The sequence below is a fragment of the Neptuniibacter sp. QD29_5 genome (assembly GCF_047778125.1).
Taxonomy (GTDB): Bacteria; Pseudomonadota; Gammaproteobacteria; order Pseudomonadales; family Balneatricaceae; genus Neptuniibacter.
On the sequence record NZ_CP180556.1, the window covers coordinates 1018773 to 1041099 of the forward strand.

The 22327-nt window shown below is 43.1% G+C and carries 21 protein-coding genes; 15 read left to right on the forward strand and 6 right to left on the reverse strand.

All coding sequences use genetic code 11. From position 1 onward, the window contains the following. Positions 1–103 precede the first annotated feature (103 nt). From ACMXYR_RS04585 to ACMXYR_RS04610, 6 genes are all read left to right on the forward strand, one after another. The gene (locus tag ACMXYR_RS04585) at positions 104–868 is read left to right on the forward strand and encodes a substrate-binding periplasmic protein (protein ID WP_415903099.1); all 765 of its coding nucleotides are present in this window, start codon (positions 104–106) and stop codon (positions 866–868) included. A 268-nt stretch (positions 869–1136) separates the two neighbouring features. Further along, on the forward strand, positions 1137–2360 hold the full coding sequence (locus ACMXYR_RS04590) for an OprD family outer membrane porin (protein WP_415903100.1): 1224 nt from the start codon (positions 1137–1139) through the stop codon (positions 2358–2360). Between the two features lie 373 nt (positions 2361–2733). Beyond that, positions 2734–3435, forward strand: coding sequence for a DUF1538 family protein (locus ACMXYR_RS04595; protein WP_415903629.1), 702 nt, complete (start codon positions 2734–2736; stop codon positions 3433–3435). Then, complete coding sequence (locus tag ACMXYR_RS04600) at positions 3436–4215, forward strand: DUF1538 domain-containing protein (RefSeq protein WP_415881876.1); 780 nt, start codon at positions 3436–3438, stop codon at positions 4213–4215. Positions 4216–4229: 14 nt separating this feature from the next. Beyond that, on the forward strand, positions 4230–4580 hold the full coding sequence (locus ACMXYR_RS04605; RefSeq protein WP_415887379.1) for a P-II family nitrogen regulator: 351 nt from the start codon (positions 4230–4232) through the stop codon (positions 4578–4580). Then, the gene (locus tag ACMXYR_RS04610; RefSeq protein WP_415903101.1) at positions 4577–4981 is read left to right on the forward strand and encodes a CBS domain-containing protein; all 405 of its coding nucleotides are present in this window, start codon (positions 4577–4579) and stop codon (positions 4979–4981) included. Before ACMXYR_RS04605 ends, ACMXYR_RS04610 begins: the two co-directional genes overlap by 4 nt. A 72-nt stretch (positions 4982–5053) precedes the next feature. On the opposite strand, the gene ACMXYR_RS04615 is transcribed toward ACMXYR_RS04610, so the two are convergent. The 4 genes from ACMXYR_RS04615 to ACMXYR_RS04630 form a co-directional block, all read right to left on the reverse strand. Further along, positions 5054–6409 (reverse strand): class II 3-deoxy-7-phosphoheptulonate synthase, encoded by a 1356-nt coding sequence (locus tag ACMXYR_RS04615; RefSeq protein ID WP_415903102.1) that lies wholly within the window; start codon positions 6407–6409, stop codon positions 5054–5056. Positions 6410–6688: 279 nt separating this feature from the next. After that, the gene (locus ACMXYR_RS04620; RefSeq protein ID WP_415881872.1) at positions 6689–7603 is read right to left on the reverse strand and encodes a LysR family transcriptional regulator; all 915 of its coding nucleotides are present in this window, start codon (positions 7601–7603) and stop codon (positions 6689–6691) included. 111 nt (positions 7604–7714) lie between these two features. Beyond that, on the reverse strand, positions 7715–8620 hold the full coding sequence (argF, locus tag ACMXYR_RS04625) for an ornithine carbamoyltransferase (RefSeq protein WP_415903103.1): 906 nt from the start codon (positions 8618–8620) through the stop codon (positions 7715–7717). Further along, the gene (locus tag ACMXYR_RS04630) at positions 8617–9855 is read right to left on the reverse strand and encodes an aspartate aminotransferase family protein (RefSeq protein ID WP_415903104.1); all 1239 of its coding nucleotides are present in this window, start codon (positions 9853–9855) and stop codon (positions 8617–8619) included. The genes argF and ACMXYR_RS04630 overlap by 4 nt, the downstream gene beginning before the upstream one ends. Positions 9856–10153: 298 nt before the next feature. On the opposite strand from ACMXYR_RS04630, the gene grxD reads away from it, so the two are divergent. Both grxD and ACMXYR_RS04640 read left to right on the forward strand, forming a co-directional pair. After that, positions 10154–10492, forward strand: coding sequence for a Grx4 family monothiol glutaredoxin (grxD, locus tag ACMXYR_RS04635; RefSeq protein ID WP_415881869.1), 339 nt, complete (start codon positions 10154–10156; stop codon positions 10490–10492). 91 nt (positions 10493–10583) lie between these two features. After that, positions 10584–11186, forward strand: coding sequence for a peroxiredoxin (locus ACMXYR_RS04640; RefSeq protein WP_415887385.1), 603 nt, complete (start codon positions 10584–10586; stop codon positions 11184–11186). An 80-nt stretch (positions 11187–11266) separates the two neighbouring features. Here the strand turns inward: ACMXYR_RS04640 and rnt are convergent, their stop codons facing one another. After that, a complete protein-coding gene (gene rnt, locus ACMXYR_RS04645; RefSeq protein ID WP_415903630.1) occupies positions 11267–11893 on the reverse strand; it encodes a ribonuclease T in 627 nt (208 codons plus the stop codon). Between the two features lie 253 nt (positions 11894–12146). On the opposite strand from rnt, the gene ACMXYR_RS04650 reads away from it, so the two are divergent. The 3 genes from ACMXYR_RS04650 (at position 12147) to ACMXYR_RS04660 (ending at position 16123) form a co-directional block, all read left to right on the forward strand. Continuing rightward, complete coding sequence (locus ACMXYR_RS04650) at positions 12147–13004, forward strand: flagellar protein MotY (RefSeq protein ID WP_415903105.1); 858 nt, start codon at positions 12147–12149, stop codon at positions 13002–13004. A 150-nt stretch (positions 13005–13154) separates the two neighbouring features. After that, a complete protein-coding gene (locus tag ACMXYR_RS04655; RefSeq protein WP_415887387.1) occupies positions 13155–14381 on the forward strand; it encodes an argininosuccinate synthase in 1227 nt (408 codons plus the stop codon). Between the two features lie 131 nt (positions 14382–14512). Further along, positions 14513–16123, forward strand: coding sequence for a tetratricopeptide repeat protein (locus ACMXYR_RS04660; RefSeq protein WP_415903106.1), 1611 nt, complete (start codon positions 14513–14515; stop codon positions 16121–16123). Between the two features lie 8 nt (positions 16124–16131). On the opposite strand, the gene ACMXYR_RS04665 is transcribed toward ACMXYR_RS04660, so the two are convergent. Then, positions 16132–16497, reverse strand: coding sequence for a hypothetical protein (locus tag ACMXYR_RS04665; RefSeq protein ID WP_415903107.1), 366 nt, complete (start codon positions 16495–16497; stop codon positions 16132–16134). 91 nt (positions 16498–16588) lie between these two features. Here ACMXYR_RS04665 and ACMXYR_RS04670 point away from each other — a divergent pair, with 91 nt between their 5' ends. The 4 genes from ACMXYR_RS04670 to ACMXYR_RS04685 all read left to right on the forward strand — a co-directional run bounded on the left by ACMXYR_RS04670 (position 16589) and on the right by ACMXYR_RS04685 (position 22325). Beyond that, complete coding sequence (locus tag ACMXYR_RS04670; protein ID WP_415903108.1) at positions 16589–18709, forward strand: type I secretion system permease/ATPase; 2121 nt, start codon at positions 16589–16591, stop codon at positions 18707–18709. 4 nt (positions 18710–18713) lie between these two features. Beyond that, positions 18714–20033, forward strand: a complete 1320-nt coding sequence (locus ACMXYR_RS04675) for an HlyD family type I secretion periplasmic adaptor subunit (protein WP_415903109.1) — start codon at positions 18714–18716, stop codon at positions 20031–20033. Between the two features lie 218 nt (positions 20034–20251). Further along, positions 20252–20902: a LuxR C-terminal-related transcriptional regulator gene (locus ACMXYR_RS04680; RefSeq protein WP_415903110.1), complete on the forward strand. Its 651-nt coding sequence runs from the start codon at positions 20252–20254 to the stop codon at positions 20900–20902. Positions 20903–20960: 58 nt separating this feature from the next. Next, a complete protein-coding gene (locus ACMXYR_RS04685; RefSeq protein ID WP_415903111.1) occupies positions 20961–22325 on the forward strand; it encodes a TolC family outer membrane protein in 1365 nt (454 codons plus the stop codon). Positions 22326–22327: the final 2 nt, after the last annotated feature.

The window sequence follows — 22327 nt, forward strand, 5'->3', positions numbered from 1 at the left end:
GTTTTGGTGAGTAAACCCTTATAAGGATTAGGTGTGTTGAGGGAGTCTTTCTTCTGTATTACATTGTAAGCCTTGTTGTATTTTTTGGACGACGATATCTCAAATGCTCAGGTTAATTTTCGCATTCGCTTTCTTTCTATATAGCTCTATTGGGTTAGCTGCAGAAAAAATTGTGATCGCTGCTGATCGCTGGTGCCCGTTTAACTGCGCGGCGAGAGCGCCTTTACCTGGTTTTATGTTCGAGGTGGCTACTAAGGTTTTTGCGGAAAAGGGGATTGAGGTTCAGTACATAGAGATGAACTGGTCTCGTGCTATTCAGGAAGCGAAGAAAGGACATATTAATGCAGTAGTCGGTGCCTTTAAAGGTGATGTGCCGGGGTTTGTTCTACCTGAGCAAGAGTTGGCAATTTTGGGTAATACCTTCTTTGTGCATAAAGATTCGAATTGGCAGTATCAAGGAGTAGAATCGCTGCAGGGTCATCAACTAGCTGCTATTAGTGGTTACGATTATGGTGATGAATTGCGGGATTATATTCAGAACAATACCTTCGATAGTGTGACAATGTTGGGAAGCGAGCAGCCCCTTAATCGAGGTATACAGATGCTTTCTTTAAAGCGGATCGATATGCTGGTCGAAGCTGAACCTGTTTTTTGGTACACCGCTAATCTATTAAATAAGACTGATCATTTTAAAGTGGCGGGTAGTGCAAAGGAGTTTGAAAAGTCCTATATCGCTTTCTCGCCGGTTATAGATGACTCTCAGCAATATGCCCAGATTCTATCTGATGGAATAGATCGATTACGCAAGAGCGGTCAGCTACAGGAAATACTTTCTAAATACGGTATGACTGATTGGCGAGAAGAATAGTTAGATGCGCTTTGAAAGCGCTATTTGATGTTGCGAAGGACTGTAAAAGTTAGAGAAAGTTCCATCCTTCATGGGGTATTCACCTAAAAAACACCAGCGAAAATGATATTAAAATGACGAAAATTGTCATTTTTGATGGATTCTTCTGTGAACGCACCAGTTTCGAGCGTTAAACCCTGCAAACCTGAAAATTACAAAGAAAAATCCTGCCTTTATTTTCCTAAAATAGCCACCTTCGCAAATAATAACTCAGGTTTGTTACATTATTATGTTTCAGAAAAAACTAAGCGTAGCGGCTCTGGCATTCGGTGCAGTAGCTAGCAGCTCCAGCATCGCAGCTGAAGCGCAAAATGACGGTTTTAAAGTTGATTTAGGTTTACGTACTTTCTACATGAACCGTGATTTTGATCAGGGTATCCCAGACACTATTGCTGCGGGTCAAGCGTTCAAACTAGACGTTGCTTCTCCATATTTTGGTGGCTTCGTTGGTTTTGATGCAACTGTTACTGAAGTTGTAGCTTTAGAAGACGACAAGACAGTTAACACTTCTGACGTGTTGGCTACTGGCGGTAAAGGCTACACTGCGGTTGAGAATCTATACGTTAAACTGAAACCTATGGATAATGTAAACATCCGTGCAGGTCGCATGGTAATGATGACGCCACTACTGAATGATCTTCAGTCTCGTCTTTCTGCACCAAGCACACAAGCTATTTACGGTGACATCGCTCTAGACAACCTGAGCCTATATGCATTCTATTCTGACGAAGCTTCTCGTAATACTGACGAAGGTTTCCAGAAATATGAAGCAAACGGTGAAGACTACGACATCACTTCTGTAGGTGGTACTTACAAATTTGCTAACGGTGCGAGCCTTGAAGTTCAGCACGCTGTTGCAGACGATTACAAGAAGCAGTCTTGGTTCAACGTAGCTTACCCAACTAAGATGGGTGAGTACGATGTAACACTAGACGCGCGCCACATGCGTGGTTCTGACGACGGTATCCTGTTGGCTGATTACGACAGTAATCTAACTAGCTTAACAGCTCGTTTTGCTAAAGGTGACTGGGCGTACACTGTAAACTACCAGACTGTTGGTGGTGACGATGGTTACAACATCAAGTGGGACGGCAGCGGCACTGAGCGTAATGACGACTCTCAGTACTTCACTTACGGTGCGGTTCAGCTACTAGACTTCGATGCTGATGATGAGCAATCTCTACAGTTCCGTGTAGATTACGATATGCCATCACTTCCTGGTCTTCACCTAATGGCACGTCACACTCAGTCTTGGGATGTTGACTACGCTGGTGGTACAGACGGTAAGCGTCACGAAACTAACTTCGACGCTAAATACACTGTACAAAGTGGTAAAGCTAAAGATCTAAGCGTACAACTTCGCGTATCTCACGTGAACGGTGACGTAATTCAGGGTATTGGTCGTGTAAACGATATCCGTTTGATCTTGGATTACCCAATCAATCTTCTTTAAGCATTTTCCCGCTTGAGAACGCAGGGGCCTTAGGGCCCCTGTTTTTATTTTTAGCTCTAAATTGTGTATGGCATTAAGCAGTATCATTGATTCGAGCTTTATTCAAATTGCTGCGCATTTTGAAATTAGTTTGCTCGATGAAGGAGCGATGTCTGACTCTGATGGTCTGATATTTTTATATCTGTGGGTGCTTTATTAAGCCTGCGCATTGCTCAGTATTGCTGATTTGTACTTTTCAGATGTTATTCTAATCCCTTTTTTGATATAGGTTCTTTACACCCACTTCTATACCTCGTAATTTAGATATAATTAATCCTTAATATTCAAGAGGATATCTAAGTTGCTCACAGGTGTTCTTGCTTTAGGTCGATCCATGCTAGGTAGCTTGAGAGACTTGGCGCCTATTGTTTTAGTGATCGCATTTTTCCAAATTGTTGTCTTGCAGCAGTCTGTTCCAGATTTCTTCGGTTTGGTCACGGGGTTGTTGTGTGTTGTCGCTGGTCTAACTTTCTTTATCTATGGCTTAGAGATGGGGCTTTTCCCAATAGGGGAGAGCATGGCACACGCTTTTGCACGTAAAGGCAGTGTTTTTTGGTTGTTAGCATTTGCCTTTAGCCTAGGATTCGGTACCACAGTGGCGGAGCCCGCATTGATAGCTGTGGCAGCTGAAGCGGCTAAAGTCGCCGCTACGGGCGGGATGATTGAAGTAACTGAGCAGTCCCAATTAAGTTACGCTTCGGGCCTTCGTTATACTGTCGCCTTTTCTGTTGGCTTGGCCATTGTTTTAGGTGTTTTACGCATCCTTAAGGGGTGGTCAATTCAATATATGATTATTGCAGGCTATATGCTTGTCGTGATTATGACAGCTTTTGCACCCCGTGAAATTATCGGTATTGCCTATGATTCTGGCGGTGTTACCACTTCTACAATTACGGTTCCTTTGGTAACGGCATTAGGTGTCGGACTAGCTTCGTCTATTGAAGGTCGAAACCCAATGATAGATGGTTTTGGTTTGATCGCTTTTGCTTCTTTAACACCCATGATCTTTGTGATGGCTTATGGGATGGTGATCTAAATGGAGTTACTGTCTCAATTTATCGAGATCACCCTGACTACAATTAAAGATGTGATTCCAATCGCGGTCATTATCTTTGGTTTTCAGATTGCTGTAATTCGAAGGCGCATTGCTAACCTACGTAAGGTGTTGATTGGTTTTGGGTATGTGATTGTCGGTTTAGCGCTTTTCTTGTTGGGGTTAGAAAAAGCACTATTTCCTATTGGGCGTTTAATGGCAGAACAACTGACCGATCCTGAGTTTATTCGCAGTTGGAGTGGTTCTGTATCGGACGCGCTGCAATGGCAAGATTATTTCTGGGTTTATATCTTTGCCTTCGCGATTGGAGCGAGTACGACAATTGCAGAGCCTTCTCTGATTGCTGTAGCCATTAAAGCGCATGAGGTTTCAGGTGGTGCGATTGGTGTTTGGGGGCTGCGTATAGCGGTTGCTATAGGCGTTGCTGTCGGTATCTCTTTAGGTACTTGGCGCATTGTTACAGGCTACCCTATTCACTGGTTTATTATCGCGGGTTATATCGTTGTTGTTATACAAACCTGCTTTGCACCAAAGATGATAGTGCCTTTAGCCTATGACTCGGGTGGGGTAACAACGTCGACGGTTACGGTGCCCCTTGTTGCGGCTTTAGGTCTTGGTTTGGCTGAAACAGTACCTGGTCGAAGTGCTCTGATTGATGGTTTTGGTTTGATTGCCTTTGCTAGTTTATTCCCAATGATAACGGTAATGGCTTACGCACAAATTTCTGAATTTCGCACTAAGCGTGCGAGAGCAACTGGCTGACAAAAGAGGCAGATATGCATTTCAAACTGTTAGTAGTGTTTGTAGAAGATTCAAAAACAGATGATGTAATGAAAGCAGCGCGTGAAGCGGGTGCTACAGGCGCAACAGTCATCAATAATGCGCGTGGTGAAGGTGTCGATAAATCGACGACGTTCTTTGGATTGACCTTAGAAACGCAACGCGATGTTATATTGTTCATCGTTGAAGAGCATCTCAGTCGAAAGATCCTAGAAACAATTTCAGAGGTTGGTGAACTTGATGAGAAGCCTGGGCGTGGGATCGCGATCCAGCTTGATGTAGAGGATGCCGTTGGGATATCTCACCAAGTCGCTAAATTAGCGAATATTGTGGAGGAGGAGTTATGAGTGCACAGCGTAAAGTCGTACGAACCTGCGATGTGATGACGGATGAGTTCGCTATGGTAGACGGCTTAATGACAGTCAGCGAAGCACTGAAAATCTTCCAAGAGCGAGATGCGCGTGTATTGATCATCAATAAGCGTAATGATGATGACGAATTTGGTTTGTTATTACTATCGGATATTGCAAAGAAAGTCGTTGCGAAAGATCGTTCTCCTGAGCGTGTCAATGTATACGAAGTGATGGCGAAACCAGTTATCTCCGTAGATCCTCATATGGATATTCGTTATTGCACGCGATTATTTGAGAACTTTGGTTTAGCGCATGCGCCAGTGATTGATAAAGGCCATGTTTTAGGGGTGGTGAGTTATCGCAGTATTGTGCTGAAAGGGTTGTTGGAAAATTAACCTTTCTGGTCCCGAACAAATAAGAAAAGCCCGTCATTTATTGGACGGGCTTTTTTGTGAATTAGAGAGAGGTTAAGCTCTTGCTGCTTTCAAAGTATCGGCAATCAAGAAGGCGAGTTCTAGTGCTTGCTCGCCGTTTAGGCGTGGGTCGCAATGGGTATGGTAGCGATCCCCTAGGTCTTGTTCACTGATCATGTAAGCGCCGCCAATGCATTCCGTTACATTCTGGCCGGTCATTTCGAAGTGTACGCCACCGGCGTGAGTGCCTTCTGCTTTGTGAACTTCGAAGAAGCCTTTCATTTCACGAAGAATAGAGTCTACACTACGTGTTTTATAACCGCTGGATGCTTTGATTGTATTGCCATGCATTGGGTCAGAGCTCCAAATGACTTGCTGACCAGATGCTTTAACAGCACGAACTAAGCTTGGAAGGCATTCTGTGATCTTATCTGCTCCCATGCGAGCAATCAGCGTAATTCGACCTGCTTCGTTTTCTGGGTTTAGCGTTTCTAGAAGCTTTTCTAGATCTTCAATTTTGGTGCTTGGGCCGACTTTAATGCCAATTGGGTTTTTAACACCGCGCAAGAACTCTACATGGGCATGATCTGGCTGACGTGTACGATCGCCAATCCATAGCATGTGTGCAGAACAGTCATACCAGTTGCCCGATAGGCTATCTTGGCGAGTCAGTGCTTCTTCATAGCCAAGCAACAGCGCTTCATGAGATGTGTATAGCGATGTTTCATGAAGTTGTGGCGTGTTTTGCGCGGTAATCCCACAAGCTTCCATAAAACGCATGGTTTGATCGATCTGATCCGCCAAATCCTGATACTTGTTACTCAGCGGGCTATTAGTCACGAAGCTTTGGTTCCATGCGTGGACTTGTTGTAGATCTGCAAAGCCGCCTCGAGAAAAAGCACGGAGTAGATTAAGTGTCGATGCGGCTTGATGGTAAGCCGTCACTAAACGTTCAGGATCTGCCTGCCTAGCGGATTCAGTGAATTCAATTCCATTGACTATATCTCCACGGTAGCTAGGTAGTTCAATACCGTTAGCTGTTTCCATGTCGCTGGAACGGGGCTTAGCGTACTGTCCTGCGATACGGCCAACCTTAACAACGGGGCAGCTAGCAGAGAAGGTCATGACAATGGCCATTTGCATCAGTACTTTGAAAGTATCGCGAATTTTGTCTGCATTGAATTCGCTGAAGCTTTCTGCACAGTCACCGCCTTGTAGCAAAAATGCTTTGCCTTGCGCCACTTGCGCTAGATCGGTTTTTAGCTGATTGATTTCGCCTGCAAATACCAAAGGTGGCATTTGGGATAAAGTGTTTTCGGCTTTGTTTAGCGCGGCTGCATCAGGGTATTGTGGCTGCTGAACAATGGGTTTATCTCTCCAGCTTGAAGGAGTCCAAATCTTTGTAGTCATGTGTTTTTCCTGCTTCCTTACAGCGCTAATACGTATTTGGGCTGTAGGGCGAATAATCTGGGTAAAAGCGCAAGCAATGCTTGCTGAAACTAAAGATGTGATACGGCCTGTCAGTTATGTGCAGGTAGCACTAAACCCACAGGCCTAGATAAAGTAGGACTGAGAATAAAAGGCAAGAGCAGAAGAGTCTGCTGATAGTTGTTTTAGGAAACTCGCAGGTGCGTTATTCACTTTAAACTTCGTGTATTCTCAAAAATGTTTCAGTCAGTATAAAGGTAATTAAGCTGTCTTTATACCTGTTAGATTACGGAAGGATACATCTTTTGCGGTATTAAGGAAATCCACCATAAACTCTGCGTCTTTTTGGTCTTCTCGGATCGCAGCATAAAGCGTACACCAAACACCTTTCTCGCCTAAAGGTTTGGATACAATGTAATCGCGCTGAATGTACTCGTGCATGGCCCAGTTGGGTAGGGCGGCTACACCGCGTCCGCTTGCGATTAACTGCATCATCATTACTGTCAGCTCAGCTGTGCGGATTGCGGCTGGCTCTACGCCGGCTTCATCCAAGAAATGATTGAATATATCTAGGCGTTGCGGCTCCACTGGGTACGTGATCAGTGTTTCTTGAGCAATGTCTTCTGGATGTATAAAGCGTCGTGCCATTAAACGATGTTGTTTACTGATCGCTAAGCGCGATTCGTAAGTGAATAGTGGTATGTAAGCGATGCCATTGCGAGGCTCAGGGTCCGCTGTAATAACTAAATCTAAATCGCCGCGAGCAAGCGCTGGTAGCGGTTGAAAACTGAAACCACTTGAGAGATCTAACTCAACTTCTGGCCAGTGTTGGCGGAAATGGTCGATCGTTGGCATCAGCCAATCGAAACAGCTATGGCATTCGATGCACAGGTTTAAGCGTCCTGCTTCACCGCCTGCGAGTCGCCCTATGTCGCGTTCGGTATTGCGTATCATAGGAAGTATTTCATCTGCTAACGTAAGTAAGCGCTGACCTGCACTAGTGAAGCAAATAGGTTTGGTTTTGCGAATGAATAGAGAGCAATTGAGGCGATCTTCGAGGTCTTTGATTTGATGAGAAAGAGCTGATTGAGTCAAATGGACGCGTTCTGCTGCTTCGACCAAGCTGCCTGCATCTCTTAAGGCAGATAGTGTTTTCAGGTGGCGCAGTTCAATCATCGATTCCTTCTCCGTTCAGGCTCATTTAACCACGGTAATAGGCAGTATAGTACGCTCGAGCGATAAAGAGCAGGTAAGCAGTAAATTCACTGCTTACCTGTTATCGGATTGCTATTTTACAAGAAGAAACTCTAGCAGAGCTTTTTGTGCGTGAAGACGGTTTTCTGCCTCATCGAAGACTACAGAGCGCGGATCTTCAAGCATATCTACACTGATCTCTTCGCCACGATGAGCAGGAAGGCAGTGCATGAATAGAGCGTCTTCATTAGCTTTATCCATCAACTCTGGAGAAACTTGGAAACCAGCGAATTTCTCTTCGCGCGCTTTCTGTTCCTCTTCCTGGCCCATAGAAGCCCATACATCAGTTACAATCAGATCGCTACCAGTCACTGCCTCTTCTGGGGAGCGGGTGATAAATACGCGATCCTTATTGATTTCGACTAGATCCATATCTGGGTCGAAGCCTTCTGGACAAGCAATATTCAGTTTGAAATCAAACTGACGTGCTGCATTGATATAGGAGTGGCACATGTTGTTGCCATCACCAATCCATGTCACCGTTTTGCCTTGAATATCGCCGCGATGTTCAAAGTAAGTCTGCATATCAGCTAGTAGCTGACATGGGTGGTATTCGTCTGTCAGGGCATTGATAACCGGTACAGAGGAATTAGCAGCAAACTCTTCTACAAGTTGGTGGCTGAATGTGCGGATCATCACCACGTCAACCATACTTGAAATCACTTTAGCGCTATCGCTGATCGGCTCACCACGTCCAAGCTGAGTGTCGCGAGGTGAAAGAAACATTGCGTGGCCGCCAAATTGTGCCATTCCCGCTTCAAAAGAAACGCGTGTACGTGTGGATGATTTCTCAAAAATCATCGACATAACTTTATTTTTAAGCGGTTCGTAAACTTCACCACGATTACGGATCGCCTTCAGTTCACTTGCGCGTTTAACTAGAGTGCGTAGTTCTTCAGAAGATAAATCGAGCAGGGTTAAAAAGTGTCTTGTACTCATTGTTCTCTACGTTCGTCTGCAGGGCTCGAGTCTTGGCTGATTGGATCACGCTCATCAGCCGCATATACGCGAATAATTTGAGATAGCGTATTAACTAATAGATCAGCTTCGCTATCTGTCATGGTTAATGGAGGTAGTAGGCGTACAACTTTGCCACCGCCAGTAATATTAAGAAGAATGCCTTTAATTTTGGATAGGACAGCTAACTCAGTACCTGCTTCGCTCAATTGGATTGCGATCAGTAGGCCCTTGTTACGAATCTCTTCAACATAATCAGTATGACCAAGCTGTTCCTCTAAACCTGAAGTAATGCGGTTGCCAAGTTCAGTAGCACGATCACATAGATTTTCATCGATGATGGTATTCACAACAGCTAATGCAGCAGCGCAAGAAAGTGGGTTGCCACCATAAGTTGAACCGTGAGTGCCAGCGATCAAAATGCCAGCTGCTTTACCGCGTGCAAGGCAGGCACCAATCGGTACGCCGTTACCTAAGCCCTTAGCTGTAGTTACAACGTCCGGCAAAATATCGTTATGCTGGTAAGCAAAGTATTTACCTGAACGGCCATTACCTGTTTGGACTTCGTCCAGCATCAATAGCCATTCGTTAGCATCACAGATGTCACGCAGTTGATTCAGATAATCGTCAGCAGGGATTTGGATGCCTGATTCACCTTGAATCGGTTCAGCTAGGATTGCAACGATATTCGGGTTGTTAGCTGCAATTGTTTTGATAGCTTCGATATCGTTGAAGGGCGCGCGTACGAAGCCGCTAACGAGAGGCTCAAAGCCTGCTTGAGCAGCACGGTTACCTGTTGCACTTAATGTAGCCATAGTACGGCCATGGAAAGAGTTTTCCATGACGATAATCGCTGGGTTCTCGATGTTTCGAACGACATGACCATAACGGCGAGCAAGCTTAATCGCTGCTTCATTTGCTTCAGCGCCAGAGTTGCCAAAAAACACATTGTCCATACCTGAAATGTTAGTCAGGCGGTCGGCAAGTTGCTGCTGATTTGGAATGGTGTATAAATTAGACGTATGTAATAGCTTGCTTGCTTGATCACAAATAGCATGAGTTACGGCTGGGTGTGAGTGGCCTAAACCACATACAGCTATACCACTGAGCGCATCAAGATATTTATTACCGTCAGTATCATACAACCAGCTGCCTTCTCCGCGTTCGAACGCTACGGACAACCGGTTGTAGGTAGTCATAATCGATTCTACAGCCATTATTTTTTATCTTCCCTACAACGCAAAAAGGCAGCCAAAGCTGCCATTTAAAGGACGAATAATAGGCAGCTTTGCGGCTTTTCGCAACAGTTTTACTGGATAAATTTGCCTTGCTTTGGGAAATGGGGGATTGAGCTAAGAATCATTACTTAGAATGGCTAATTAATTTTTTTTATTAACTCTATAAAGAAAAGCAAATATACATTGTCAGAGTAAAATGGTCGGATATGTGGTACATTGTTCACCACAGCACAAAAACGGTTGTGCATCCTACATAAAGTATTTTATAGGTGTATGAATGAGCGTAATTGATACCATCAAAGAGCAGATTGAAGGTAATGATATTCTTCTTTACATGAAAGGAACGCCGCGTTTTCCTCAGTGTGGCTTCTCTTCGCGTGCTTCAGAAGCAGTGATGGCTTGTGGTGAACGTTTTGCTTTTGTAAATATTCTGGAAAATCCAGATATCCGTGCAGAACTACCAAAATATGCAAACTGGCCGACATTCCCTCAGCTATGGGTTAAAGGTGAGTTGATTGGTGGTTGTGACATTATCTGTGAGATGTCAGAAAACGGTGAGCTTGCTGAATTGATCAAAGAAGCAGCAGCGGGTTCCGAAGAGCAAAGCGCTGAGTAATTTTAGATAGATTATTGCTTGATTTTATAGCGGTCTTTTCTATCATAAAAAACCTAAACGCTAGATAGCATTTTAATGGAGAAATAGCACAATGGGCGTACTTGTAGGCAAACAGGCTCCTGACTTTACAGCACCAGCAGTACTAGGTAGCGGCGAAATCGTTGACGCTTTCACACTGTCTGAAGCAACTAAAGGCAAAAAAGCGGTAGTATTCTTCTACCCACTGGACTTCACATTCGTTTGTCCTTCTGAGCTGTTAGCTTTTGATCACCGTATCGAAGAATTCAAAAAGCGTAACGTTGAAGTTATCGGTGTTTCTATCGATTCTCACTTCTCTCACAACGCATGGCGCAACACGCCGGTAAACGAAGGCGGTATCGGTGCAGTAAACTACACGCTAGTTGCAGACATGACTCACAGCATCTGTCAGTCTTACGATGTTGAATCTGAAGGCGGCGTAGCTTTCCGTGGTTCTTTCCTAATCGACGAAGATGGTCTAGTACGTCATCAAGTTGTTAACGATCTACCACTAGGTCGTAACGTTGATGAAATGCTTCGTATGGTTGATGCACTTGCATTCCACCAAGAGCACGGCGAAGTTTGCCCAGCTGGCTGGAATCAAGGTGATAAAGGTATGGATGCATCTCCAGAAGGTGTTGCTAAGTACCTATCTGAAGAAGCAGATAATCTGTAATCTTCAGCAAATCTATTGCTAATAAAAAACCCGCTTACTAGCGGGTTTTTTTGTATCTTATTATTGGTGATTACAAGGAGTTATTCGTAATCATCATACTGGTCTACCATGTCCCAGCCGCCAAGCTCTTTCCAACGATTTACGATAATGCAAAATAGCTCTGCTGTTTTCATCGTGTCGTATAACGCTGAATGTGCTTGTTTACCGTCAAACTCGATGCCCGCAACTTGGCAGGCTTTCGCAAGAACAGTTTGACCAAATGCAAGGCCAGCTAGTGTTGCTGTGTCGAAAGTGGAGAAAGGGTGGAATGGGTTACGCTTTATATCTTCTCGATTAGACGCAGCATTTACAAAGCTTTGATCAAAAGATGCGTTATGACCAACTAGGATTGCGCGTTTACAATCATGTGCTTTAAGTGATTTTCGAACAGCACGAAATATCTCTTCTAGTGCTTCTCTTTCGGGTACCGCTTCACGATCGGGATCGTATGGATCGATACCTGTAAAATCCAAGGCGGATTGCTCAAGGTTTGCGCCTTCAAAAGGTTCTACCTGAGCTTCGAAACTCTTGTCGATAATCAAAAAGCCGTTTTCATCCATGGTCAAAGTTACGGCTGCGATTTCGAGTAATGCATCAGTACGGGCATTGAAGCCTGCTGTTTCAACATCGACTACGACTGGTAGAAAACCGCGAAAACGGTTTGCCATTGGGTGTTTTGTGGCGCTATGGTTGCTCAATGGATGCCCTTACTTTGGTAGAGGGTTGCCTTTAAATTTTGGCAATATTCTAGCAGTGGAAGTGCAGTCACTCCAATCGTCTACTCAAGAATATTTAAAATTGGCCGTAATAATACAAATACTTATATAGCTTTATCATTAAAATTGATCGTTCCCCCTTAATATTGGTTTTCTGGGGTATAATTTTATTTGTTGCTGACTTGGTTTGATTGGCGGTTTTATTGTGTTTATTCGCATATTCTTATTGTTATATGTAGCTGTGTTCTCATTGCAGGTACATGCTGTAACCTTTCGAAGCTCCATCGATGAGTCTAAATGGGAGCTTGAGGCTTCTAAATTTACGTGTTTATTGAGTCAGGCTATCCCTTCATTTGGTAATGCGATTTTTGAACATGAAGCGGGTGAGTCAGTCCGTTTTATGCTTAAGCCCACCGAAACAATCCACTTCCAAAAAGGAGGCAAACTGGTTGCTGAAGCAGCTCCTTGGCAGCCGGGAATAGTGCCAAAATATATCGCGACAGTGAAAGCTGAAGAGAGGACTGGGCATATAAAAGTTCAGCCAAAGCATGCTCAGAATATGTTGGCAGCTCTTTATAAAGGGATGATGCCGACTTTTACCACGGATGAGTGGTACGGAACTAGCGAATCATTACGTGTATCTGTTTCAGCTGTGAACTTTCAATCAGCCTACGATGACTACGTTGCTTGTACTGCTGGTTTGTTGCCTGTTAATTACCGTCAGGTGGCTCGAACAGCCATCCTCTTTCCATCTGCCCAATGGCGTTTATCGGATGCATCAAGGGAGCGATTGGATCTGATTGCTCTATACGTTAAAAACGATGACGCTGTGAAAGGTGTCTATGTTGATGGGCATTCCGATAATATGGGTCGTAGATTGATGAACCGCGATATTTCTAAGCGAAGAGCTGAGGAGGTGACCGCGTATTTAATCAGTTTAGGTTTGGAGCCAACCATGATTACGACTCGCTATCATGGTGAGCGTTATCCAGTAGTTGAAAATAATAGCCGCAAAAACCGAGATCGTAACCGTCGAGTCACTATTCGTCTGGAAAAAGATTAGTCCATCTCAACTATCATTAATCCCACTATATTAATTTACCCTGCAGCGGATGCGTTGCAGGATAAAGTTCTGCTATAATACCGCGCTTAATTTGAATATCCCTTTCGGCCCGTGTCGGGGCGAATATTGTTCGCAAGTTGGAGCTTGAGAATGTCCGAGATTAAAAAGGTCGTTCTGGCCTATTCCGGTGGATTGGATACGTCTGTTATCGTTCGCTGGTTGCAAGATGAATACAATGCCGAAGTAGTTACATTCACTGCTGACTTAGGTCAGGGTGAAGAAGTTGAACCTGCACGTGCTAAAGCGGAAGCCTTGGGTGTAAAAGAGATTTACATCGAAGATCTACGTGAAGAGTTTGTTCGTGACTTTGTATTCCCAATGTTCCGTGCGAACACAATTTATGAAGGTGAGTACCTCCTAGGTACATCTATTGCTCGCCCACTAATCGCTAAGCGCTTGATTGAAATCGCTAACGAGACTGGTGCTGATGCAATTTCTCACGGTGCGACTGGTAAGGGCAATGACCAGATTCGTTTTGAACTAGGTGCATATGCGCTTAAGCCAGGTGTTCATGTTATCGCGCCATGGCGTGAGTGGGATCTAACTTCCCGTGAAACACTTATGAAATATTGTGAAGACCATAATATTGAAGTTGATTTCGCTAGTAGCAAGAAGAAATCACCATACTCAATGGATGCTAACCTTCTTCACATCTCTTACGAAGGCGACATTCTTGAGGATCCATGGCAGGAAGCTGAAGACGATATGTGGCGTTGGTCCGTATCTCCTGAGCAGGCTCCTGACGAAGCAACTTACCTTGAGTTGACTTACGAGAAGGGTGACATCGTTGCGATCAACGGTGAAAAAATGAGCCCAGCAACTGTTCTTGAATACCTAAACAAAGTGGGTGGTGAGAATGGTGTCGGTCGTCTTGATATTGTAGAAAACCGTTTTGTAGGCATGAAGTCCCGCGGTTGTTACGAGACTCCTGGCGGCACAATTATGCTGAAAGCGCACCGTGCTATTGAGTCAATCACGCTAGATCGTGAAGCTGCACACCTTAAAGATGAGTTGATGCCGCGTTACGCTAAAGTTATTTATAATGGCTTCTGGTGGTCAGAAGAGCGTAAGATGCTCCAGCAAATGATCGATGAGTCTCAGCAAGTAGTAAATGGTGATGTTCGCCTAAAACTATACAAAGGTAACGTTATTGTTGTTGGTCGTCGTTCTGATGACAGCTTGTTCGATGAGAATATCGCAACATTTGAAGATGATGCGGGTTCATACGACCAGAAAGATGCCGCAGGTTTTATCAAACTTAATGCACTGCGTATGCGTATTGCTGCTGGTAAAGGACGAAGCTTTTTAGACGATTAATTTGTCTAAATGCACATAAAAAACCCCGTAGCGCCCCTGCGGGGTTTTTTATTGTGCGATTGATGGCCTAAACTTTGATAATGGTCTGATTTATATGCTACTTTTGCTGTTATCTAAACTACGCAGAGCCTATGGAAATCAACTACTCAGGAAAGTCTGCTTTAATTGTAGACAGTAAGCTCGACGATCTCGGGGTATTGCGCCAAATCCTGGGGGGTATGGGTGTGGGGCAAGTACAAGTTGCTTCCTCGGTTAATATGGCATTGAGCTTGATGCGTGAATTGACTTTTGATCTTTGTTTTGCCGCTTACGATATGGGGAAGGGGGAAAAAAATGGTCTGCAGCTTCTACATGAAGCAAACGCAGAGGCAATCCTTCCTGAAGCTAGTACTTATTTCTTAATTGTTGATCCAGAAAGCTCCGAGCTGCTCTTCGGTTCTTTAGAAAACTCGCCTGATACCTATATTTCAAAACCTTTTGATCAGGGGAAGGTGCGTCATCGGTTGGAAAAACAACTGAGGATTAAAGAGGTTGTTCGACCGCTTGAACAGTTGTTGGATGAAGAGCACTATGAAGAAGTATTGGAAAAGGGTAGAGCACTTGTAAATCATTACCCTGGCTTAAATATATTTCTACAACGTATTAATGGTATCGCACTCTTAAGGATGAAGCGCTTTACTCAAGCCAAAGAGCTCTTTGTGGGGCTTACGAGTAAACGTGATCTTCCTTGGGCTGAGGTGGGAAGAGGGATTGCTCACTTTAATCTAGGCGAATATGAAGATGCGTTGAACTGTCTAAATCGTATTGTCGATCAGCAGCATGTGTGCGTTGAAGCATATACATGGTTGGCTCGTATTTATCGAGTGAAGGGTGAGCTGAGTAGAGCGGTAACGTTGATGCGAAAGGCTGTTATGATTCAGCCTACTGTTCCCGAATTACAAAGTGAGTTGGCTGATTTGGCATCTCAGACAGGTGAGTGGGATATAGCAAAAGACGCTTATCAGCATGCAGTTCGCTATGCGAGATATTCTGTTTTTCAAACACCCTCCCATTATTTTGGCTTGGTTAGATCAATGATTCAGGCAAATAAAGCTAAATTGTCTGAAGTGGAAACTGATGTTGTTCGAATCTTAGAAGATGTAGTGCTTGATCATCCTGATGATCAAGAGGTGATGTTTAGGGCTAAGCTCATTAATTGCGACCTATATCGTCAAGAATCGGCGTCGTCTCGTAAGCGTTTAGAGCAGATGCTTCAGCAAACGTTAAATTTCTTTTTGCGCATGGATGTAGATAATCAGTGTAAATGGTTGGATGTTTTGATCGATGCTGTTCATGGTTGTGAAATAGAGCAAGATATTCAGGCTAAGCGCAAAGATCTCAATCGTGTAATGGTAGAGAAGGATTGGGGTAAAGCAAATTATGCTGCAATGAGTAGTTTTAGGGGTGGTGATTTAGATCGGGCGTTTTTAATGTTTGGTAGAGCTAATGAGTTGCTGCCAAGTCATACAGGCATTGCGCTAAATTTGGTCCAGGCAGGGATAGAAAAAGCTAAAAGGGGGCAGAATGCTCTATGGATTTTGTTATCTGTTCGCGATGTTTTGGCTACTATCTCTTATGGAGCACTCTCTGAAAAGCAGCAGCAGCGCTATTCCGCTTTGGCTGAGCGTTTTGCTGAACAATACAATCAATTAAACCACTTCGGTAAAGAAGAAAGTGAGGATCCGCTAGGCCAGGAGCTTTAGAGGGTTATTTATAAAGTTTCGTCATCTTCAATTAGGAAAGAGTGTGATTTTTCTTCATGTATCTCATGATTTTCCTCTCCTCGATTAATGTTTCGCGCAAGTTTACGGCTTAGAAGTTTCTTTTGTGCCATTGGAGGTAAATCAGTGAACATAATAATGTTTTTGTTGATTAGAACATCGACTAAGTCTTCAAAAATACGTGCCACAGACATATCTGACTGTTGAAGAAACTCCTCTGCGGAAAATTCTTCATCGTTGATAGATAGAAAATCTAAAACTTCTTTGTTTCTTATATCTACCGACTGAGCCCCCTCTTGAGGTGTCTCGGATAGGCTGATTATGCGGCCTTCTTCATTGCGTATAGCGTATAACATATTGATTTGATACATTTGATAGCTAATTGATAGTCATACTATATATCGTTTTTTTGAGTTTTTCTCTCAAATAAGGTTAAGGTCTAGGTTAATGGAAGCGGTTCAAGACCCTTTGCTCGGTTGTTTGGTTCATCTTAGTAAGCAAAATCATAAGCCTTTCTCCCCTGAGGTTTTGTGTGAAGGTTTACCGTTGGTTGATCATAAGTTAACTCCCAAGTTATTTCTTCGTGCCGCAAAACGTGCTGGGTTTGCAGCTCAAATATTGCGGCGAGAGCTCTCTGATATATCTCCTCTTGTTCTTCCTGCGGTCTTAATTCTCGAGAATGATCAGGCTTGTATTCTGCAAGAAATCGATCATAAATCTGGAAATGCAGTAATTATTCAGCCCGAAAGTGGTGGGGAGCACCACTTATCAATAGATGATCTTGCTGCCTCTTATAAAAATCACGCTATTTTTGTTAGGTTGGAATATCGTTTCCAGCAACAGGTGTCAAAGTTATTAGAAGGGCATCAAGGGCACTGGTTTTGGGGAACAATTAAACGTTCAACTGCGATTTATCGTGATGTCTTAATAGCTTCTTTTTTGATTAACCTCTTTGTTATCGCGAACCCGCTCTTTGTTATGAATGTTTATGATCGTGTTGTACCTAACAATGCGATAGAGACATTATGGGTTTTGGCTATTGGGGTGTCTGTTGTATACCTGTTTGATTTTTCTCTTAAAATGTTGAGATCTTACTTTCTGGAAATTGCTGGAAAAAAGGGGGATGTAATTCTATCTGCCTTGCTCTTCGAGAAGGTGTTATCTCTTAAATATAGCGCCTTACCCGCTTCGGTCGGGTCCTTTGCTAGTAATTTGCGTGAGTTTGAAAGTATTAAGAGCTTTTTAAGCTCAACTACAAATGTTGTATTCATTGATTTGCCCTTTGCTCTGCTTTTCTTAGTTGTAATTGGCTTTATTGGTGGGCCTATCGTAATCGTGCCGCTAGTGGCAATACCGCTTATTATTCTTGTTTCGTTTGTTGTTAGGCCCTATTTAAAAGAGGCGGTTGAAAAAACATTTGCATCAAATTCTCAAAAAAATGCGACTCTGATTGAAAGCCTAACGGCAATGGAAACGGTGAAAACCCAGAGGGCTAGTTCTTCTATTCAATTAGGCTGGGAGCAAGCTGTTGGTTATATCGCTAAATGGAGTTTGCGTTCTAGAATGCTGTCTGCTTCGGTAGTTAATTTTGCGTCTTTAGCGCAACAGCTTACATCGGTCGGTATCATAATTACTGGTGTATATTTGATTAGTGAAAGAGAGTTGACTATGGGGGCATTGATTGCTTGTGTGATGCTTTCTGGCAGGGCAATAGGGCCAATGAGTCAAGTGGCCAATTTAGTGATTTCTTACCATCAAGCAGCAACCGCCTTGAAAGGGCTCAATGAAATTATGGAGTTGCCTTCTGAACGTAGTGAAGAACAACAGTTTATTCACCGAGATAAATTGGAAGGGGCTATAGATTTTAAGGATGTTAGTTTTGCTTATCCTGGAGAGGAACAGAAAGCCTTAGACCGTGTGTCTTTTAGTATCAAGCCAGGTGAAAGTGTTGCATTGATAGGGAGGATTGGATCAGGCAAATCAACGATCGAGAAGCTGGTGTTAGGTTTATATGATACCGGTGAAGGTTGTGTGCGTATTGATGGTATCGATATTAACCAGATAGATCCTGTCGATTTGCGAAGGAATTTTGGTTATATGCCGCAGGATATTATGCTTTTCGCAGGTAGTGTACGCGACAATATTGTAATTGGGTCCCCTCAAACAGAGGATGACCGCCTTGTTGAAGTAGCAAAGCTTACAGGTGTTGCGGATATGGTAAATCGACATCCACAAGGTTTTGATATGAAGGTTGGGGAGCGAGGAGCTGCTCTATCTGGTGGTCAAAGGCAAGCAGTTGCAGTGGCGCGTTCTCTTATACATGATCCTAATATTCTCATTTTAGATGAGCCTACTGCTTCAATGGATAATTCATCTGAAGAGCAAATTAAATCAATGCTTAAAACATATGCGAAGGATAAAACAATGCTGGTTGTTACGCATAAAATGTCTTTGCTTAGTTTGGTTGATCGGATAATTGTAATGGATGCAGGACGAGTCGTTGCAGATGGTCCAAAAGAAGCGGTTCTAGATGCGTTAAAGCAAGGCCGTTTGCAGGTGCAGAGGTAAAGTCATGGCTCAAGCTAAGAAAGACTTAAGTTATATGTCTAGCGTAAGTGAGGCGATGGCAGAGCAAAGCCCAAAAGGAGCGAGTGCTTTACTTTGGTCAATGCTGATTTTTGTGGTTTTTGCAATTGTTTGGGCTAACTGGGCTGAGTTAGATGAAATCACACGTGGCGATGGTGAAATTATCCCTTCAAGCCAATTGCAAGTTATCGAAACCTTAGAGGGCGGAGCGTTATCAGAAATCCTTGTCCGTGAAGGTGATGTTGTTGAAAAGGGGCAGGTTCTATTACGAATTGACGATATTCGTTTCTCCAGTTCCTTAAAAGAAAATGAAGTTCGACAGTATGAGTTGATTGCAAAAGCTGCACGGTTGCAGGCAGAGGCTGATAGTAAAGAGTTTATACCGCCTAAGGGCTTTCCAGCTGAATATAAGAGTATGCTTGATCAAGAGAAAAGCCTATTTTTGACTCGTAAGGCTGAAATGTTAGCTGGTCTTGGTGGATTGGAGCAGCAAGTAGAGCAAAGAAAACAAGAGTTGAAAGCTGCTAAGTCGCAAGAAGGACAGTTGGTTAGAAGCTATGGGCTTTTAAAGCGAGAGTTAGATATTACTCGACCTCTGTTGAAAGATGGTGTCATTTCAGAGGTTGAGTTCCTTCGATTAAAAAGGCAGCTAAATGATCTATGGGGTGAATTATCTGGAGTAAGATTAAATATACCTCGAATTGAATCTACCTTACAGGAAACAAAGCAAAACCTTGATGGTGCAGAATTACAATTTAAAAATGAAGCACGAAGGGAGCTTAATGAGGTTGTGGCTGAAAGTGCTCGAATTAAGCAGGCACTAACGGGTATGAACGATAGAATTAATCGTGCTGAAGTAAAAGCTCCAGTGAAAGGTACGGTGAAACAATTACTGGTTAATACTGTTGAGGGAGTGGTTCAGCCAGGGGATGAATTGTTAAATATAATTCCTTGGGAAGACAAATTATTGGTTGAAGCTAGGATTAGACCCTCTGATATAGCCAATATTGTTCCAGGTCAGACAGCAATAATTAAAGTATCGGCTTATGATTTTTCTATTTATGGTGGTGTGGGAGCCTCTGTTGTATTCGTTAGTCCAAGTACGATTATCGATGAGGAAGGAGAGAGCTATTATTTGGTTCGTTTAGAAACTGATGAGCCATTTTTAGGTACAGTTGAGGCTGAATTGCCTCTAATTGCAGGGATGACTGTTAGTGTTGATATTCTAACAGGAAAGAAAACAGTGATGGATTACATATTGAAGCCGGTACTGAAAGCTAAGGATAAGGCTCTTACTGAGCGATAGGCTATGCAAGTTACAAAGGTAAGTTTTAACAATTGAATTGAGCGTAAAGTTTAGACCATATAATAGATATGGCTTTTGATTGGTCTTTGGTATTAGTATTACGTAGAAGTATTAAAAATAAAACTCCTTAATCTTCAAAAACTTGTAGCTCTTGGTTAGAAGATATACTATTGTGCGCCGCGGTCACGAGGCTGTGTCTTGTTCTTAGGTGCTGCGGAATGGATATTATGAAGTTATTTTTTGTAGGGAACCGACCGAAAGTTTTGGAACGATGGTTTAAGTTGCTCGCAGATTGGCAACCTGAAATTATCGATAGTTATGAAATATCATCTAAACTTTTAGAAGTGCAACATAGTATTGTATTGCTTCACCTAAGTTCGGTTGACGAGAAGGATGCTCAATTAATATTCAGATTTAAAAAGGATAATCCGAAGGTTATTTTGATTGTTTGTACTGATGTTCCAAATGAAGATGAAGGGATCAAAGTGCTGCAATCGGGAGCAAACGGATATACCAACACGTATGTTACAGGATCTCTACTTACTGAAGTGGTGAAAACTGTACTCCGTGGTGATATTTGGGCAGGACCTGAACTTCTTCAAAAGTTACTCAAAAGGCTTTTAGGAAAGATGCCTGTTACAGATAGAAAAGTGGACACCGCAGAGTCTGTAGATTGTTTTGAAGGATTAAGTAGTCGAGAGCATGATGTGCTTTCTGTATTAACTACAGGGGCAAGTAATAAGGAAATTGCTCGAAAGCTTGATATTACAGAGCGGACAGTTAAAGCTCACCTGAGTTCTATTTTTCAGAAAACAGGTGCCACTGATAGGGTCTCACTAGTTCTCATGGTGGGAAAGCGACAAGCTTAACCGGTACTGTTTACGTTAAGGAAAGGCTACGAACTATTTATAATTAGGGGCGGATATTATGTTCAGGTCAGTATTTACAGGGGTGCTACTAGGAGCTGTTAGCACGGTAGCGTATTCCACTTCACTTGAAAGCGTTGTGGCGGAAGGATTAAGTAACAGTCCTGAAGTGCAAAGAGCGATTAACGCGCGCAATGCTGTTTATCAAGAAGTTCGTCAAGCTAAAGCTGGTTATCTTCCGAGTGTTGATTTGGAAGCTGGTATTGGTTATGAGTGGACTAATAATACAACTACACGTGCAAATGGGGATGATGTAGAGCTTACTCGTGGAGAGGGGCGTTTAAGCCTCAGGCAGATGATATTTGATGGCTTTGCTACCTCTAGTGAAGTTAAACGTCAAAAAGCTCGTTCAATTTCTGCTGATAAACGTGTAATTGAATCTGCAGAAACTTATGCTTTAGATGCCGCTAGAGCTTATATTGAGTTGAACCGCCGTACTGTTTTATTGCAGCAAGCAAAAGAGAACTTGTTTAATCACGTAAAAATTTACGATCAGATTAAACGTCGTTCTGAATCAGGGATGGGGGCGTTGGCCTCTATTCAGCAAGCAGAAGGACGTTTGGCATTAGCTGAAGTTAACACGCTTGCCGCAGAGAATAATCTATTAGATGCTAAGGCCAATTACCAACGTGTGACTGGTTTGATGGCTCCCGAGGAGCTTGTTTATCCTGAGATGGTTAACGTAACAATTCCAGAATCTTTGGATGAAGCAACTGAAGCAGCATTAAGTAATCACCCGACCTTACAAGTTGCTGAAGCTGATACTGAAGCAGCAGTAGCACAATACAATGCAGCTAAGCGTAACTATTATCCTCGAGTTGATTTTGAAGTTGATCGTACTTGGAATAATAATTTAGACGGAGTAGAAGGTGTCAATGAAGATCTGACAGCGATGTTCCGTTTGCGCTATAACTTGTATAACGGCGGTGCTGATCAAGCTCGAGTTCGTCAGACTCAGCATCAGATTGAAGAGGCTAAATCGATTCAAGGTCAAAGCCATCGTGAAGTGCTTCAAAGTATCGAATTGTCGTGGAATGCATATAGTATTCTGTCTAGACAGTTACCATTCCTTGAGCAACACGTAGCTTCAAGTCAGGAAACTCGTAACTCTTATCAGAAACAGTTCAACATCGGTCAGCGTTCCCTTCTTGATCTGTTAGATACAGAAAATGAAGTGTTTTCTTCTAAAAACGATCTGACTAACGCTCTCCATGATCAGTTGGCTGCTCAATACAGAGTTGTTAATGGCATGGGGACTTTGTTAGATACATTGAACTTATCTTTGCCTGAGCCGAATTTAGGTGATGTTGAAGCCGATCAATCGGCAGAAAAACAGGTAGGGAAAGAAGAAGAAACAGCCTCATAAGG

Excerpts from the sequence above, each read along its gene's own strand:
- ACMXYR_RS04585 (WP_415903099.1), top strand. The coding sequence starts at position 104 with ATGCTCAGGTTAATTTTCGCATTCGCTTTCTTTCTATATAGCTCTATT.
- ACMXYR_RS04590 (WP_415903100.1), top strand. The coding sequence starts at position 1,137 with ATGTTTCAGAAAAAACTAAGCGTAGCGGCTCTGGCATTCGGTGCAGTA.
- ACMXYR_RS04595 (WP_415903629.1), top strand. The coding sequence starts at position 2,734 with ATGCTAGGTAGCTTGAGAGACTTGGCGCCTATTGTTTTAGTGATCGCA.
- ACMXYR_RS04600 (WP_415881876.1), top strand. The coding sequence starts at position 3,436 with ATGGAGTTACTGTCTCAATTTATCGAGATCACCCTGACTACAATTAAA.
- ACMXYR_RS04605 (WP_415887379.1), top strand. The coding sequence starts at position 4,230 with ATGCATTTCAAACTGTTAGTAGTGTTTGTAGAAGATTCAAAAACAGAT.
- ACMXYR_RS04610 (WP_415903101.1), top strand. The coding sequence starts at position 4,577 with ATGAGTGCACAGCGTAAAGTCGTACGAACCTGCGATGTGATGACGGAT.
- ACMXYR_RS04615 (WP_415903102.1), bottom strand. The coding sequence starts at position 6,409 with ATGACTACAAAGATTTGGACTCCTTCAAGCTGGAGAGATAAACCCATT.
- ACMXYR_RS04620 (WP_415881872.1), bottom strand. The coding sequence starts at position 7,603 with ATGATTGAACTGCGCCACCTGAAAACACTATCTGCCTTAAGAGATGCA.
- argF (WP_415903103.1), bottom strand. The coding sequence starts at position 8,620 with ATGAGTACAAGACACTTTTTAACCCTGCTCGATTTATCTTCTGAAGAA.
- ACMXYR_RS04630 (WP_415903104.1), bottom strand. The coding sequence starts at position 9,855 with ATGGCTGTAGAATCGATTATGACTACCTACAACCGGTTGTCCGTAGCG.
- grxD (WP_415881869.1), top strand. The coding sequence starts at position 10,154 with ATGAGCGTAATTGATACCATCAAAGAGCAGATTGAAGGTAATGATATT.
- ACMXYR_RS04640 (WP_415887385.1), top strand. The coding sequence starts at position 10,584 with ATGGGCGTACTTGTAGGCAAACAGGCTCCTGACTTTACAGCACCAGCA.
- rnt (WP_415903630.1), bottom strand. The coding sequence starts at position 11,893 with ATGGCAAACCGTTTTCGCGGTTTTCTACCAGTCGTAGTCGATGTTGAA.
- ACMXYR_RS04655 (WP_415887387.1), top strand. The coding sequence starts at position 13,155 with ATGTCCGAGATTAAAAAGGTCGTTCTGGCCTATTCCGGTGGATTGGAT.
- ACMXYR_RS04660 (WP_415903106.1), top strand. The coding sequence starts at position 14,513 with ATGGAAATCAACTACTCAGGAAAGTCTGCTTTAATTGTAGACAGTAAG.
- ACMXYR_RS04665 (WP_415903107.1), bottom strand. The coding sequence starts at position 16,497 with ATGTTATACGCTATACGCAATGAAGAAGGCCGCATAATCAGCCTATCC.
- ACMXYR_RS04670 (WP_415903108.1), top strand. The coding sequence starts at position 16,589 with ATGGAAGCGGTTCAAGACCCTTTGCTCGGTTGTTTGGTTCATCTTAGT.
- ACMXYR_RS04675 (WP_415903109.1), top strand. The coding sequence starts at position 18,714 with ATGGCTCAAGCTAAGAAAGACTTAAGTTATATGTCTAGCGTAAGTGAG.
- ACMXYR_RS04680 (WP_415903110.1), top strand. The coding sequence starts at position 20,252 with ATGGATATTATGAAGTTATTTTTTGTAGGGAACCGACCGAAAGTTTTG.
- ACMXYR_RS04685 (WP_415903111.1), top strand. The coding sequence starts at position 20,961 with ATGTTCAGGTCAGTATTTACAGGGGTGCTACTAGGAGCTGTTAGCACG.